Source organism: Cupriavidus phytohabitans (assembly GCF_017815025.1).
Lineage (GTDB): Bacteria > Pseudomonadota > Gammaproteobacteria > Burkholderiales > Burkholderiaceae > Cupriavidus.
The window spans coordinates 1-15,361 of record NZ_JAGIQB010000002.1 but is presented as its reverse complement, the minus strand read 5'-3'; the positions used below and the strand labels follow the sequence as shown (position 1 = coordinate 15,361).

11 protein-coding genes and 3 pseudogenes are annotated in these 15,361 nt (G+C 66.5%); 6 read left to right on the top strand and 8 right to left on the bottom strand.

Going from position 1 to position 15,361, the window contains the following annotated elements; genetic code table 11:
- Positions 1 to 19: 19 nt before the first annotated feature.
- Positions 20 to 262: a hypothetical protein gene (locus tag J8I34_RS01375; protein ID WP_371748030.1), complete on the top strand. Its 243-nt coding sequence runs from the start codon at positions 20 to 22 to the stop codon at positions 260 to 262.
- An 18-nt stretch (positions 263 to 280) separates the two neighbouring features.
- On the opposite strand, the pseudogene fahA reads toward J8I34_RS01375, so the two are convergent.
- From fahA to J8I34_RS01360, 3 pseudogenes are all read right to left on the bottom strand, one after another.
- A pseudogene (fahA, locus tag J8I34_RS35430) lies at positions 281 to 2,974 on the bottom strand (fumarylacetoacetase).
- A 66-nt stretch (positions 2,975 to 3,040) separates the two neighbouring features.
- Positions 3,041 to 3,367: pseudogene (locus J8I34_RS35425) on the bottom strand (fumarylacetoacetase); the annotation flags it as partial.
- A 7-nt stretch (positions 3,368 to 3,374) separates the two neighbouring features.
- Positions 3,375 to 4,107: pseudogene (locus J8I34_RS01360) on the bottom strand (cyclase family protein).
- Positions 4,108 to 4,279: 172 nt separating this feature from the next.
- Between J8I34_RS01360 and J8I34_RS01355 the strand changes: the two are divergent.
- From J8I34_RS01355 to J8I34_RS01345, 3 genes are all read left to right on the top strand, one after another.
- Positions 4,280 to 4,993 carry a TetR/AcrR family transcriptional regulator gene (locus tag J8I34_RS01355; protein ID WP_209774383.1) on the top strand — a complete coding sequence of 238 codons (714 nt, stop codon included), beginning with the start codon at positions 4,280 to 4,282 and terminating at the stop codon, positions 4,991 to 4,993.
- Positions 4,994 to 5,086: 93 nt separating this feature from the next.
- Positions 5,087 to 5,935: a class I SAM-dependent methyltransferase gene (locus J8I34_RS01350; RefSeq protein WP_209774384.1), complete on the top strand. Its 849-nt coding sequence runs from the start codon at positions 5,087 to 5,089 to the stop codon at positions 5,933 to 5,935.
- A gap of 192 nt (positions 5,936 to 6,127) precedes the next feature.
- Entirely contained in the window at positions 6,128 to 7,159 is a 1,032-nt protein-coding gene (locus J8I34_RS01345; RefSeq protein ID WP_029050159.1) for a patatin-like phospholipase family protein, read from the top strand.
- Here J8I34_RS01345 and J8I34_RS01340 read toward each other — a convergent pair.
- On the bottom strand, positions 7,140 to 7,793 hold the full coding sequence (locus J8I34_RS01340) for an HD domain-containing protein (protein ID WP_029050158.1): 654 nt from the start codon (positions 7,791 to 7,793) through the stop codon (positions 7,140 to 7,142). The two genes, J8I34_RS01345 and J8I34_RS01340, sit on opposite strands and share 20 nt — an antisense overlap.
- Positions 7,790 to 11,290 carry an adenylate/guanylate cyclase domain-containing protein gene (locus J8I34_RS01335; protein ID WP_209805175.1) on the bottom strand — a complete coding sequence of 1,167 codons (3,501 nt, stop codon included), beginning with the start codon at positions 11,288 to 11,290 and terminating at the stop codon, positions 7,790 to 7,792. Before J8I34_RS01335 ends, J8I34_RS01340 begins: the two co-directional genes overlap by 4 nt.
- A 192-nt stretch (positions 11,291 to 11,482) precedes the next feature.
- Between J8I34_RS01335 and J8I34_RS01330 the strand changes: the two genes are divergently transcribed.
- Positions 11,483 to 11,893 carry a DUF1801 domain-containing protein gene (locus J8I34_RS01330; RefSeq protein ID WP_209774387.1) on the top strand — a complete coding sequence of 137 codons (411 nt, stop codon included), beginning with the start codon at positions 11,483 to 11,485 and terminating at the stop codon, positions 11,891 to 11,893.
- Here J8I34_RS01330 and J8I34_RS01325 read toward each other — a convergent pair.
- Both J8I34_RS01325 and J8I34_RS01320 read right to left on the bottom strand, forming a co-directional pair.
- Positions 11,890 to 13,224 (bottom strand): type II toxin-antitoxin system HipA family toxin, encoded by a 1,335-nt coding sequence (locus tag J8I34_RS01325; RefSeq protein ID WP_209774388.1) that lies wholly within the window; start codon positions 13,222 to 13,224, stop codon positions 11,890 to 11,892. The two genes, J8I34_RS01330 and J8I34_RS01325, sit on opposite strands and share 4 nt — an antisense overlap.
- A gap of 2 nt (positions 13,225 to 13,226) precedes the next feature.
- The gene (locus J8I34_RS01320; RefSeq protein WP_209774389.1) at positions 13,227 to 13,607 is read right to left on the bottom strand and encodes a helix-turn-helix domain-containing protein; all 381 of its coding nucleotides are present in this window, start codon (positions 13,605 to 13,607) and stop codon (positions 13,227 to 13,229) included.
- A 316-nt stretch (positions 13,608 to 13,923) separates the two neighbouring features.
- On the opposite strand from J8I34_RS01320, the gene J8I34_RS01310 reads away from it, so the two are divergent.
- On the top strand, positions 13,924 to 14,817 hold the full coding sequence (locus tag J8I34_RS01310; RefSeq protein ID WP_232232522.1) for a universal stress protein: 894 nt from the start codon (positions 13,924 to 13,926) through the stop codon (positions 14,815 to 14,817).
- Positions 14,818 to 14,943: 126 nt separating this feature from the next.
- Here J8I34_RS01310 and J8I34_RS01305 read toward each other — a convergent pair whose 3' ends face one another.
- A complete protein-coding gene (locus J8I34_RS01305) occupies positions 14,944 to 15,111 on the bottom strand; it encodes a hypothetical protein (RefSeq protein ID WP_245175715.1) in 168 nt (55 codons plus the stop codon).
- Between the last annotated feature and the right edge of the window lie 250 nt (positions 15,112 to 15,361).

The window sequence follows — 15,361 nt, the reverse complement described above, 5'->3', positions numbered from 1 at the left end:
GTTACAGGGGGAAAGCTCCGTGACCGCCATGCAAGTTTCGCGCCTTGACGCCTGCGCCTATCTGCTGCACCTGCTGCTGCGCATCGAAGTCAGCCAGCCTGGCTTTCTGGACGACCTGATCGACGGCGTTGCCGCCGACCGCGCTGGCATGCCGCAGGTGCCTGACCGGGCACAGGCGCTGAGGGTATTTGACGAAGTGCTGCGTATGCTCGAATTTGCCAACGCACAGATGAAGGAGGCGCGGGCACTGGGGCGGCCCTGAGGCCACTCATGCCTTCGGTCAGCGTGTTGCGGGAATGACGGGCAGAAGCAGGAACGACGGGTACTCCGCGCCCGTGTAAACGGTGGCCTGACCGGCGAATCGTTCAGGCCTGCGGTCCTCCGGGTGATCGTGCAGCAACACTGACGACCCGCGCATCGGCTTGCCATAAATCTGCGGATAGGGACCGGGCAGGTCGTGCTCGAAGTCCGAGCTGCCGACAGTCAACACCAGCCGGTAGCCCTTCGGGAAGACGAAGCACATTGGCCAGATCTCGACCTGCAGTTCGTAGATCTCATTCGGTTCGAGAAGCTGGATCTCCTCGTGCGTGTGCACGGGCTGATACGGCCTGGAGGCTTGAAGATCCAGCTTTCGGTGCGACGCTCTGAGCCAGCCTTGCCCGAGAGGTGCGTTGGGTTCTACCGCCCCCACGATCAGGTGCTCCTTCCCGTCCGGAGCAAAAGCCCGCAGCGTCAGGAACAGGTCCGCATCCCGGGCGGTCGTGGAGATCCAGAGCGTGGCAGCCAGCGGGCCGGTCACCTCGGTGTCGTGCTCGAAGGGTACGGTGCTGAAGCTCACCTTGCCTGCCATGCCGTCAAACGAGAGGCAAGAATCTGTCCCGGCCGGCTCCGAGCGCAGGGCCTGTGCGCCAGCGTCCAGGTACATGGGCGTCCAGGCCGTGCGCGCCAATGGCCATTCATGCTCGTCGCGTTCCACGAAACGATCGACGTGGCGCACCTGCATCTTGATGGGCGGTTGCCGATCCCAGCCGTTGTCCTCGCCCTTGAGGAAGTGGTCGAAGAACCGCTTCTGAAGCGCAACGCCGTAATCCGTATAGAACTCCGTCCAATGCTCGAGTCCGTGCAACTCGAGCCACTTCTGCTTCGAGCCGGCCTCCAGGTAGCCTTGGACATTGCCGCGCAGGTGCAGGCCATGGCCACCCCAGTTGCCGCAGGAAAGCACCGGTACGTCGATCGCAGCCAGGTCCGCACGGCGGCCGTCGAAGTAGCTGTCAGTGATGAGTTCGGCGTTCGACTGCATCGCGTTGATATCGACGCGATTGGCGAGCAATTCCCCGTCGCTGAGCTCTGCCGGTCCGGAGATCGGCAGCCCGTTGTTGGGGTTCACTCCCGCGCGCCGCCCCAGACCGTGCTGCACGGCTTCCACCTGCTTCGGATACCAGGCTAGCATGAACGTATTGAGGATGCCGCCGTGCCGGCAGGCGTCGCGATAGTAGTCCGAAAACCCCTCGAACGGGCAGATCGCGGCCAGATGCGGAGGACGCTTCGCCGCCACCAGCCATTGGGTGGCGCCGTAGTAGGAAACGCCGGCCAGGCCGATCTTCCCGTTGCTCCACGGTTGTTTCGCTGCCCATTCAATGCAGTCGTAGAAGTCCTGTGCCTCACGCGGGGAGAAGCAATCGATGACGCCCGGCGACCGGCCAGCGCCGCGCGAGTCCACGCGAATGCAGATATAACCCAGCGGCACCCATCTCTCCGGATCCGCGGTTTCCCAGTTTGCGTGCTTGCCGCTGCTTCCCTTCAGGACTTCCGGGTGCCTGGTCGTGAGCGATTGCCATTGCGCAGCGAATCCCACCTGGAATGGCAGGCCCTTGGCGTACGGTCCGTAGGACATCAACACGGGGTAGCGTCCTTCCTCTTTCGGGCGAAAGACGTCGGCCCGAACTACCAAACCATCGTCCATGGGAATTTCAACGTCCCAATCGATTTGCATGTCTGTCTCCTGATCGGTTTGTCTTGCAAGAGTGGCGCGCCCCGGTATGGGTAAGAGACCGTCAGGCACACTGGGGGCCGGCAGCACGGTCGCATGGTTGACGCCGAAACCAATCCGGGCGTAGTCCTGGCGCTCACACCAGCCGCGGAATACGACGGTGTCGCCGTCCTCAAGGAAGCCGCGTTGCTCGCCGTTGCCGATATCGACCGGTTGCGTCCCGGATACTGTGAGTTCGATCAGCGCGCCGGCCTCGCCAGGCGAGGGACCCGAGATCGTGCCGCTGCCCAGCAGGTCGCCGCCCTGGAGATTGCAACCTCCCATGGTGTGGTGAGCAATCATCTGGCCCAGCGTCCAGTACTGGTGGCGAAAACTGGTGCGGGTCAGCGTGCGTGGTTGCAGGTCCTGTGCCAACTGACGCGCGCTGCGTATCGAAACCCCCAGCTGGATGTCAAAGGCACCGGCCGCCTCATTCTGCGCCGAACGAAGGTAGTCAAGCGGCTGTGGGCGCTCCGGGGCGCGTGTCCAGCTCGCGCGGTAAGGCAGCAGCGCTTCGAGCGTGACGATCCAGGGCGATAGCGTGGTTGCGAAGTTCTTGGCGAGAAACGGCCCGAGCGGTTACATCTCCCAGGCCTGGATATCGCGCGCGGACCAATCGTTGAGCAGGCAGAGCCCGAAGATGTGCTGCTGTGCCCTTGCCAGCGGGATAGGCGTGCCACGTTCATTGCCGATGCCAATCACCGCGCCCACTTCCAGTTCGTAGTCGAGACGCTGGCACGGTCCGTGCACGGGTGCTCCGCCGGGATCGGGACGGTACTGCCCCATCGGCCGATAGACCTGCTGGCCGCTGACGCCGATGGAAGACACGCGGCCGTGATACGCGACCGGCAGCCAGTCAAAGTTGGGATTCACCTCCAGCCCGAACTGGCGACAGCAGTTCACGGCATGGTCGAGCGAAGTATAGAAATCCGTGTAGTCGCCGATGCGTACCGGGACCGCAAACTCGGCCGCCGCCTGCGGCACCAGCGTTCCGCGTACTTGACGCTCATGCACACCTCCTGCCTCCAGCAGCGCAAAGACGCCGTGGCGCAATGCCCGCCAGGCGCTCGGACCCAGGTCCAGCAGTGCATTCAGCGTCGGCGCCGCGGCGGCCCGCGTAGCCTCGGCGGCCAGGTCTCGCAGGCAGCCTGTGCCATGCAACGCGGCCAGGTCGAGGATCTGGTCGCCGATCGCTACGCCGCCACGCCAGGCCTCGCCGCTGCCAGGCCGACGGAATATTCCGAGCGGAAGATTCTGCAGCGGAAAATCGCAGCCCGACGCATTGGCCGAGTCCAGCCAGCTGCGGCGGGAGGCATCATGGGTGTGGTTCAGCTCCATGGCGGGATCAGGCGGCATTCAGGGCATCGTCGAAGATGGCAACGGCGCGGGTCCAGCCGGCCGAAGCCCCGCGAATCTTGTGCGGGAAGCAGGAGATGTAGAAGCCATGCGGCGGCAGCGCCTCCAAGTTGTGCAGCTTCTCCAGGTGGCAATAGCCAATGTTGCGGCCCGCCTTGTGGCCTTCCCAGATCAGCGAGGCGTCCTGTGTCTCGGCATACTTGCGGGCCGTGTGCACGAACGGCGCGTCCCAACTCCACGCGTCGGTACCGGTCAGCCGCACGCCACGTTCAAGCAGGTACATGGTGGCGTCGAACCCGATGCCGCAGCCGGACGAGATGCCCGATTCTGTCGAGTTCGGCATCAACGTCGTTAGCGGTCACCACATAGCCGTCGTCCAGCCCGGTGAAGTCGAGCTTCACGCCTGGCTGGAAGCACCACTCCAGCGGCACTTCGTCAATGGTGATGGCGCGCTCGCTCTGCCCCAATGACTCGTTCATGGTGCTGTGGAAGTGATAGGGCGCATCCAGGTGGGTGCCATTGTGCGTATTGAGCTGGACGCGCTCGATCGCCCAGCCTTCACTGTCCGGCAGGTCGGACGGCTTCAGTCCCGGAAAGAAAGCCGTGACCTGCCCGGCGGTGGCACGGTGCGAGAGGTATTCGATCCGGGGGCCATAGCCGGGAGGATCGGAGACGACATCGTTTTCCAGGTAGATCGAGAGATCGACGAAGCGGCGTGTCATGGTGGCAGGTCCCCTTTGAAAATGCGTGAACGTTCTGCGCTGACTGTACGATCGTTCAGTAGCGCGCAAACGGACTGTACACTCGTACAGTCAAGCGCTACACTGGGGTAAACGCGGACGCGGATGTGACGATAAGAGGTTCGCTACAATGCCGCATCGATATGGAGGCAGCATGGAAGGCAGGGAAGCGCGGAAGCCAGCGGTCGGGGCACGGGGCAGGGCGCGGGAGGAAACGCAGGAATTGCCACTCCCGGAAGCGAGCAAGCGCGAGCGCGTGCTCGATGCAGCGGAGCGCCTCTTCGCCGAGGGCGGCTTCGACGGCGTGTCGATGCGCGATATCGCCGCAGCCGCGGACGTTGGCTTGCCGCTGATCGTTTACCACTTCGAGACCAAGCGCAACCTGTACCGCGCGCTGTTCGACCGGCGCAAGACGCTGTTCGAGGCCCGGCTGGCCGCCCTGCGCCAACCACTCGCCGCGGGCGAGGACGCGGTCGAGCACATCGTGCGCGCATTGGTGGAGCCGGTGATGCGGATTCAGGACACCGATGCCGGCATCGCCTACGCCAAGCTCGTCGCACGCGAGGCCTCCGATCCAAAAGAATCCGAGCGCGGTATTGTTGCCGACTATTTCGACCCGTTCGCCATGGAATTCGTCAAGGCGATCCGCAAGGCCCTGCCAGGCAAGAGCGCCAGCTATGCGCATTGGGCCTATCTGTTTGCCGTGGGGGCGCTGGTGATGAGCGTGTTCGACAGCCGTATCGAGCGCATCTCCGGCGGCAAGTTCAAGGCCGGCGACGTGCGGCGCAAGTCCGAATACCTGGTGACTTTCATCGCAGCGGGCATTCGCGCCGGGGCTGAGCGGACGTCGTCGAGGCGTTCCGGATAAATCACCGGTTCCGGCTGGTTTACTTTCGCGGCAAGGTGTCCTACACCCACTGAGGCGATCCCGGCTTCCAGCACGCCGGGCAAGGGGACTTCCATGGCTTTGCCGAATGCCGACCAGCCGGGTGCCGACCACTCTGACCACGTTTTCGCGGGTGCGATCCCCGACGTGTATGCGTCGCTGATGGTGCCCATGATCTTTGCGCCCTATGCCGTCGACCTGGCCGAACGCATCGCCGCGCTGCATCCACGCCGTGTGCTGGAACTGGCGGCCGGCACCGGCGTGCTCACGCGCGAGCTGGCGCGCCGGCTCGCGCCCGACGCCGCCATCGTCGCCACCGACCTCAATGCGCCGATGCTGGCGCGGGCCCAGGCCGAAGGCACGGAGCGCCCCGTGACCTGGCGCGAGGCCGACGCGATGGCGCTGCCGTTCGGCGATGCCAGCTTCGACCTGGTGGCCTGCCAGTTCGGCGCGATGTTCTTCCCGGACAAGGCCAGGGCCTTCGCCGAAGCGCGCCGCGTGCTGGTGCCCGGCGGGACGCTGGTGTTCAACGTGTGGGACCGGATCGAATTCAACGCCTTTGCCCGCGATGTCGCGGCAGCGCTGGCCCGCCTGTTCCCCGAGTCGCCGCCGGATTTCATGGCGCGCACGCCGCACGGCTATCACAGCCAGGCGGCGATCGAGCAGGACTTGCGCCAGGGCGGCTTTACCGCGCCGCCGCTGTTCGAGACCGTCACGGCCACCAGCCGCGCCGATGCCGCCCGCATCCCTGCGGTGGCGTACTGCCAGGGCACGCCACTGCGCGCGGACCTGGAGCGGCGCGGTCCCGATGCGCTGGCGCGGGCGACCGACGCGTGCGCGCAGGCGTTCCTGGCGGCATATGGAGACGGCCCCGTCTTCGGCCCGATGCAGGCGCACGTCGTGATGGCCGCTGCCGGCGCCTGAGGGATGTCCAGGCATGGCGCAAGCAGCAAGGCCGCCACTGGTCCGCCTGCCGGTGCAGCCGTCGGTCCGCCCGTCAGGCCACGCGCCGGGCTGCCGGAAAAACGGCTTATTCCCTACACTTGATGTATACGGATAACCGCCCGCAGCACGGAGCCTGGCGCACCGCACGGCGCGCCGGGAAGGGAGCCTCGGATGCAGCCGGACCAGCCAGACCACAAACCCGTGTCGCTTGCCTTGCAGGGCGGCGGCATGCACGGCGCATTCACCTGGGGCGTGCTCGACCGTCTGCTTGAGGACGGCAGGCTGGTGATCGAGGGCGTCAGCGCCACCAGCGCCGGGGCCATGAACGGCGCGGTGCTGGCCTACGGGCTGCTGCAAGGCGGCAGCGCCGGCGCGCGCGAGGCCTTGCACTCGTTCTGGCAGGCGATCTCGAACTCGGCGCAGCGCTATAGCCCGTTCCGCTGGATGCCCTGGTTCAAGACCGGCCATACGCTGGGGCTGAACCATTCGCCGCTGTATGCCATGGCCGACATTGCGCTGCGCCTGCTGTCGCCGTACCAGTTCAATCCCAACAACCTGAACCCCCTGCGCGAAGTGCTCGGCAGGCAGGTGGACTTTGCCGCGCTGCGCGAGCATTGCCCGATCCAGCTCTACCTGTGCGCGACCAATATCGAAACCGGCCGCATACGCATCTTCCCGCCGGAGGAACTGAGCATCGATGCCGTGCTGGCCTCGGCCTGTGTTCCCACGCTGTTCCAGGCGGTGTGCATCGATGGCCAGTACTACTGGGACGGCGGCTATGTCGGCAATCCGGCAATCTTTCCGCTGATCTACCACTGCCAGACGCACGACGTGGTCATCGTCCATATCAACCCGATCGTGCGCCACGGGGTGCCGACCTCGGCGGCGGATATCCTCAACCGCGTCAACGAACTCAGCTTCAACTCATCGCTGATGCGCGAGATGCGCGCCATTGCCTTTGTCACCGCGCTGATCCAGCAGGGCAAGGTGGACGGGCGCGAGATGAAGGAGATGTGGATCCACTCGATCCGCTCCGACGAGACCATGGCGGCGCTCGGCGTGTCGACCAAGTACAACGCCGACTGGGGCTTCCTGTGCGCACTGCGCGACCAGGGCAGGGCACAGGCCACGACCTGGCTGGCGCAGCACTACGACAGCATCGGCCAGCGTTCCAGCATCGACATCAGCGGCGAATTCCTGTGACGCCGCCCGGGCCCGGCTGCGCCAGCCGCCAAGCCAGGTTGCCGCGCGCGCGCGCTTCGTAGCGCGCGTGGAACGGCTCGGTGTGGTAGATGCGCGGGCTGTCCAGCAGCGCGCGCAGGAAGGCACGCTCGGCCGCGTCGTAGGCCTGGTCGTCCAGGTCGGTGCGCTCGGCGCGCAGGCAGGCGCCGTTATGGCGGAAGCGCATCCGGCTGCAGCCGAGCGCCGCCAGGTCGATATCGGCGGTAAAGCGGCCCGCTGTGCTGGCAGGGATCCCGTCGTGGACGGTTTCCAGCACCAGTGCGGCGATCCGGTCGATCCTGGCGATGCCGGCCCCCCATTGCAGGATCCAGCCGGCGCTGCGCGCTTCGTTGTCGGTCGCGCCGGGCACATAGATGACGTCATGGCACCACAGCGCCAGTTCCACCGCCTCGGCGTCGGCCACAGCGATGGCGCCGCGTGCCCAATCCAGGTCGCGCAGGCAGCGGCGGATGTGGTCGAGGGTATGGTAATGGCGGCCCGGCTCGCCATAGCGGCCGGCAAGATCTGCATAGGCATCGAGCGCACGCGCACCGCCCGCGCGCGTCCACACGGCAACGAAGCGGTCCTGCAGCAGGCGGGCCTGGAGCTGGGTCATGGGCGCGCAGGGGTTGAGGTGCCGGCTGGGGTGCCGTCGGGGGTGCCGCCTGCAGTGTCCGATACCTCGCCTCCCAGCGCCGCCAGCAGCGCGGCGGCCTCCTGCTGGTCGGCGGTGTCGCTGCCTTCGGTCAGCGGCGCAAGGTGCCGGGCCAGCGTCTCGCGCGCCACGCCGGTCTTGCCTTGGGCGTGCCACAGCCTGGCCAGGCTTAGCGCGGCGCGCAGCGCCAGCATCCTGGAGCCTTGCCCGGTGGCGATGTCGAGTGCCTGCCGGAAGCAGGCTTCCGCTTGCTGGTGTTCGTCCGGCTGCAGCCGGCACAGCATGTCGCCGCGCAGGCGCCACAGCGTGGCTTCGTCGAGCCGCTCGCCGTTCTCTTCGGCCAGCGCCAGACCGCGCCCCAGCGCTTCATGCGCGGCGTCCGTCTGTCCGGCCTTGTTGCAGGCGTCGGCCAGCAGCGACAACAGGTTGGGCGTGCCGAGTACCGCGCCGGTGGCCTCATAGGCGGCCAGGCCATGGCGGATGCGGGCGATCCCTTTTTCGACCTCTCCCAGCTCCGCCATGGCCCAGCCTTGCACCACCGTGGCCCACGCCAGGTAGATCGGGAAACCCTGTTCGCCGGAGATCGCGATCGCGGCCTCGGCATACTCGCGTGCCAGCTGCGCCTCGCGCCGGCACTGGTGCACTTCCGCGGCAAATACCAGGCACAGCGCCAGGTTGTAGGCATCGGGCCGCGCGCGCGCCATCACCAGCGCCTCCTGGCACAGCGCGCGGGCATGGTCGGGACAGCCGAGATACCACAGGATCCAGCCCAGCGTGCTGGTCGCGTGCACGGTCGGATCGCGCCCATAGCCCATCAGGAAGTCATAAGCCTGCGCGTCGGGGTGGGGCAGGGCTAGCACCGTCTCCATATGCGAGCGCGCCGCGTCGAGCTTGCCCATCCGGAACAGCGTGGCGCCCAGCACGCGATGGCCTTCGGCCAGCTGCTTGGGACGCTGCGACTGCATCGCCAGGCCGAGCAGCCGCTTGGCGAGCGGCAACGCCACCCGGTACTGCGCACGCAGCTGGTAGAAGGCCCACAGGCCAAGCTGCGCGGAAAAGACGTAGGGCGTCTGCCGTCCCTGTTCGCACAGCGCCAGCGCGCGCCGGTAATTGGCCTCGACTTCCGGCGACGCCTGCCCTCGCGCCGCCATCAGTGCCGGCCCGAGGGTCAGCAGCAGCGTCAGTTCCTGGCGCGCGCGCTCGGGCGTATCGGGCTGGCGCTTCAGCAGCTCGATGGCGGTGCTCAGGTGCCGGATCGCTTCGGCCTGCGCCGAGCGCTGCAGCGCCTGCTGGCCGGCGCAGTGCAGGTATTCGACCGCCTTGGGCACGTTGCCGCTGAGGCTGTAGTGGTGGGCCAGCTCGCTGCAATAGTCCTTGAGCCGGCCCTGGAACAGGTCCTCGATCGCCCGCGCCGTGATTTCATGCAAGGCGCTGCGCCGTTCGGTCAGCAGCGAATTGCCCGCGACTTCCTGGGTCAGCGCGTGCTTAAAGGCGTACTCGACTTCCGGGAACGCCGGCCGTTCGTGGATGAAATCCGCGGCCTGCAGGTCGGCCAGCAGCGGATGCAGCCGGTCGCCCTCCAGCCCGGCCACCCGCAGCACCAGGCTCTGCGGGAATTCCTTGCCGATGATTGCCAGCGTCTGCAGCAGTTCTTTCTGCGCCAGCGGCAACCGGTCGATACGCGCGGCCAGCACTCCCTGGACCGTGGTGGGGATATGGAGCAGCGCCGGCGCCTGCTCGATGCGGTAGCAGCCGGGCTGGCCCAGCAGCGCGCCTTCCTCGGACAGCGTCTGGACCACTTCCTCCATGAAGAACGGGTTGCCTTCGGTCTTGTCGAGGATCAGGCGCTTGAGCGGCACCAGGCTCTGGTCCTCGCCCAGCAGCGCGGTCAGCAGGCCCTGCGCCTCGGCCGGACCCAGCGGCTGCAGCCGCAGCTGCGAGTAATGCGGCCCGGCTTCCCAGCGATGGGTGTATTCGGGCCGGTAATTGACCAGCAGCACCATGCGCGCGGCGGGCACATGGTCGACCATCATGTTGAGGAAGGCCTCGGTCTCGCCATCGAGCCATTGCAGGTCTTCGAAGATCAGCATCAGCGGCTGGTTGGCGCTCTCGCGCACCAGCAGGCGGGCGATCGCGTCGAAGGTGCGCTGGCGCCGGATCGACGGGTCCATGGTCTGCAGCGGCGAGGCCGGTTCGATGGTGCCGAGCAGGTAGAGCAGGTAGGGCAGGTGATCTTCCAGCGAACGGTCGAGCGTCAGCAACCGGCCCGTCACCTTCTCGCGACAGGCGCGGTCGCCGTCCTGCGCGGTGATCTGGAAATAGTTCTTCAGCAACTCGATCAGCGGCAGGTAGGCGAAGGCCTTGCCATGCGAAACCGAGAACGTCTCCAGCACCAGGCAGCCCTGTTGCGAACGTGTCTTGAACTCATGGAACAGCCGCGACTTGCCGACGCCCGCTTCGCCGACCACGGCGACGATGCGCCCGCTGCCGGCCTTGGCATGCTCCAGCGCCTCCTGCAGGTGCTCCAGTTCCTGCTGGCGCCCGACGAAGCGCGCCAGCCCGCGGTGCGCGGCCACCTGCAGGCGCGTGCGCAACGCCCCCAGGCCCACCACCTCGTACACCGCCAGCGGCTCGCGCACGCCCTTGACGTGCGTGGTGCCCAGCGCCGTGAACTCGAAATAGCCCTCGGCGAGCTTGTGCGTGGATTCGCTGACCAGGATCGATGCCGGGGTGGCAATCCCTTCCATGCGCGAGGCAATGTGGATGGTGTGGCCGACCGGATCGTAATCGGTATGCAGGTCGTCCTTGCGGATCGATCGCACCACCACCTCGCCGGTATGGATGCCGATGCGGATCTGCAGCGGGATGCCTTGCTCCAGCCGCACCCGGTCGCTGTGGCGGTGCATCGCGCCCTGCATGCGCAGTGCGGCGTACAGCGCGCGCAGGGCATGGTCCTCGTGCGCGATCGGGGCGCCGAACAGCGCCAGGATGCCGTCGCCGAGGAACTTGGCGACATAGCCTTCGTAATGATGGACTGCCTCCATCATCAGCGTCACGACCGGGTCGATCAGGCGGCGCGCGTCTTCCGGATCCATGTCCTGCGTCAGCGCGGTCGAGCCGGCCATGTCGGCGAACAGTGCCGTGATGGTCTTGCGCTCGCCGGCGGACTCGCCGCGGGCTTCCATCGCGGCCTGTTCCGCCAGGATGCGCTCGGCGAGATGGGGCGGGGTGTAATGGACCGGGGCGGATGCAGCAGGCCGCGGCGGTTGGGGCTGCGGCACGGGTGCCGGTGCCGGTGCTGGTGTATCGGCCAGGGACACGCCGCAGGCCCGGCAGAATTTGGCGGCGGGCGTGGCTTCGGCACCACACTGCGGACAAATGCGGGCAAGCCTTGTCCCGCACTCCTCGCAGAAGTTGGCGCCCGCAAGGTTCGCGAAGCCGCAATGCGTGCAGCGCATTTCGCCTCCTGACCGGACCGGGTCATGCCGACCCGCCTGTTCAGACTATTAGAGGCAGATTTGGGCGGCGTGGCAAGGTGAGGGCGGTGGCGGGACGCCGGTGGCGCGGTGGTGGCGGCAGAGCGCCGGGTTCGGCACAATGCAGGGCCAGCCATGTGCCGCGGGCACGGCATCCGCTTGAGGAGCAGCGCCATGAAAAAGAGCGAGGGACAGGACAGCAGGCAGGACAGCATTCCGGCTTCCGAGCTGATCGACGCCAGGATCCGGGAACTCGACGACTGGCGCGGCCAGATGCTCGGCCGCCTGCGCGCGCTGGTCAGGGAAGCCGACCCCGAAGTCGTCGAGGAATGGAAATGGCGCGGCGTCCCGGTCTGGTCGCACGACGGTATCGTCTGCACCGGCGAGACCTACAAGAACGTGGTCAAGATGACCTTCGCCAAGGGCGCGGCGGTGGACGATCCTGCCGGCCTGTTCAACGCCAGCCTGGAGGGCAACACCCGGCGCGCCATCGATTTCCAGGAAGGCGACAAGATCGACGAGAAAGCGCTGAAGGCGCTGGTCCGCGCCGCCGTGGCGCTGAACCAGTCCAAACGCCGGCGCTAGCCTCGGGCGGCGAGGCGCCGCTGCTGCCGGCGCATGCCATCGAAGATCGCATCGGCCAGGTCCATGGGGAATTCCGGTGGCAGCGCTGAAGCGGCGGCGTCGATGGCCCGGCTGGTCTGCGACCCGACCTCGTCGAGCATCGACTCGACATCGCCGGGCGGGAAGCCGATGCGCTGTCCCTGGGCAACCCAGTGCCGCCGCTGGATTTCCTGGATGGCGTAGTGCGAATTCTTGCCGTGCAACGCCATCGCCAGCCGGGCCCGTTGCGGCGCCACCTGGTTCTTGCCTTTGCCGATGATCGGATGCGCCGACAGGATGTCGTACAGCGGCGTCGCTTCATAGCGGCTGCCCGGCAGATGGCTGATGCTGAAGTTCTTGCCATGGCCATCGGTGGCCGCGAGCAGCCAGAAGACGATCTGCGCGAGAAAGAAGTTGCGGCGATCGGACAGCGCCGAGCGCGAGCCCGAGAGGATCTCCGCGATCTGCTGGATGCCCGGCCCGCCGTCCGACTCGTATTTCTGCAATGCCGACGTCCCGGTGGCCTGGCACATGTCTTCCTGCGGCAGCCGCAGCAGCCAGGAACCGTCGGCCGAGGGCTTGCGGTCGAAGCGTTCGACGACCAGTGCCTTGATATCCCCGAAGCGCGCGATCTCGCAGGCAGCGACCGGCAGGCCGAAGGCGGCGACGATCCTGGCGCAGAGCCATTCGTTTTCCACCGAGGTCCGCATGTCGGCGCGCATATTGCCCACCAGTCCCATCGGCAGCTTGAAGATATGCGTGGTGGGCGTACTGCCTTGCGGCAACAGCCATTGCCCGTCCCAGCGCAGCAGCGCGGTCTTTTCCTGCGCGCCGGCGATGGACAGGCGCAGGTCATCGATGGGCTCGCGCAGCCCGAGCACGGGCTCGGCCGTGGCCTCGTGCAGCAGGGTGGCGATGTCCGTCTCGGACAGCGGGCGGCCCTGGACGCGCTTCAGCGCCATCGGCGCTTCCTGCGCCGGCAGCATCTGGAGGGCGCCGGCGCAATCGCGGCCGAGCTTGGCCAGCAGCGCGAAGGCGTCGGTCCCGCCGGTCTGGTACCGGGCCGCGATGCGCCGTCTGATGGCGTCGCTGTCGGGCAGCAGGTTGTCGAAATAGTTGGCGACTGCCGGCCCACGGTGTGGCTGGTTGCCTGGCGTAAAGGGCAATGACAGGGACAGCGGCCGGCCTTGCGGGTCGGCAATCCAGTCATCGCGATACGCCAGCCGGTCGCCGGCGGGCGTGGTTTCCCAGTGACCCACCGGCAATCCGTTCATCCACAGGTCGAGACGCTTCGCTTGCGTGCCGCGCGCCATGGCTACCAGTCCTCCCGCGGTGGCTGGCCGGTCTTGCCGGCGGTCCGGCTTGCCTTGCGCTTCACGGGCATTTTCGGCTGTTCTACCTGTGTCACCCGGCGCGGATCCTCTTCCGGCGGCGTCACGGTGCCGGAAGGAGGCTCCGGTTCCGGCTGCATGGCGATCTCTGGTGCAGGGGAAAGGACCATCTCCACGCCAAGCACGCGCAGCGCCTTGAACAGCCGCTCCACGCTGGCCGCGGCGGGGTTGGCTTCCAGTTCGGCATAGGTCTGCTGCCTGACGCCGAGATAAGCCGCCATATTTGCCTGCGTCAGGCCCCTGGACTTCCTGAAGCCCTGCAGGATCGGCCGCAGCTGGCTGAGTGTCTGGATGGAATAGTGCATATCGGCGGCTGCCGGCCCGGGATGGCCGGCCATCGTTTGCTGACGATATACAGGATATAACCTGTTTTACGCTTTTACAAGCTGTGGCCTGTATTACTGTCGAACAGGTTATGGCCTGTATTGCGAGGTAACAGGAAATCCCCTGTAAGCAAACCGGAATCGTGCCAAATGTGCCGCGGCCTGCAGCCTGGCGCCGCCAGTGCAGAGTATGGTGGCAATCGATCTGGCTGAACCAGGATCGCAGTCCTAAGATCATCCTTGCTGGTAGCGGCATGGCCACGGGCGGCCGCGTCGTATCGGCTCGGTGAATCAAAGCATGCAGATCCTTCACAACCAGCAGGCCCACACCATGAATTTCAAGACGATCCTTGTCGACCTGACCGATGGGCCGGCGTGTGCGGCGCGCGTCGAGAGCGCAGCGCAGGTTGCGGCGGCATTCGACGGCAGCGTGGTCGGACTCACGGCAACCGGGACGCAACTGGAGCCGTTTCGCGGTGCAGGGGAAGAGGCCGGACGATATGCCGCCCTCGCACGGGACAAGCTCCAGCACCTGGCTGCGAGACAACATGAAGCGCTGCGGGAGTGGGTGGGGCGAGTCTCGCCGGCGATTCCAACGCGGCATGTCGTGGTTGAAGCTGAAGCCGGCTGGGCGCTGGCTACACACGGCCGTTTCGCCGACCTTATCCTGCCCGGACCGCCCTCCGTACACACCGACATTCCCATCGGACTGCCGGGCGTTGCCGAGTATGTGATGCTGCAAGCGGGACGGCCCATCCTGCTACTGCCGGGGCTGGCCAGCGTCACCCTGGAAGGCCGCGTCGCGATAGCGTGGAATGGCTCGCGGGCGGCCGCCCGGGCGGTAGCGGATGCGATGCCATGGCTGGCGCGTGCCGCCGCCGTGTCTGTCCTGGTGGTTGCGACGGCGAACGAAAGCCGTGAGCCGCAGGCTCACGAAACCCATGAAAGCGACGCGAGCCACGAGAGCGGGCAGCGCCTCATGGCCTGGCTGGCTAGCCACGGCGTCGAGGCTGACCTGCATGTGGAGCAGGGTGACCCGGATGAGGCGCTGCCGCGGCTTGTCGACGCCGTGCAGGCCGGCCTGCTCGTTGCAGGCGGCTATGGCCACTCGCGCCTGCGCGAGCTCGTGCTAGGAGGATCGACCCGCTGCCTGCTACGCCAGTCTGCCTTCCCGGTCTTCATGTCGCACTGACGAGGACATTTGCCACGGCGTCACGCATTTCACGTCCTCGTCCGGCCCGCCGCCAGTACGGCGCATGCGTGCAGCCACCACGCTGGTCGCGCTTCGCGCAGCCTGTACTTCGATGCCGGCGCAAGCCTAATCGTAGTGCAGGTCGATACCAAAACCTCCGGCCAGCTCGCAGTCGACGATGCCTGCCGCATAGGCAAAGAGCCATTCTTCGGCCTGTTGCAGGCTGGCGGGCGGGTTAGGCCAGTCTGGCGTAAAGCGGATGCCGAGACCACCGTCTGGCGCGGTGAGATCCACGCGACCGCAGGGCCTGCCCGGTTCGACGGTGCCCGGCACGCATAGGACAACGTGAAACCCTTTGTACGAACGTCTTGTTTCAGTCACATCCTGCCTCCAGGAAAATGGGGGGCGCTACCACGTGCTGGTTCCTGTAGACCTACGAGCCCATCATGATGGGCACAAAACTCCATTTTGTAGCAGCAAAGCGGTAATGTCCGGTTTTAGCAAAGCAGAAATGTCCGCCTGAGGCGCTCTTCATGGTATTCAG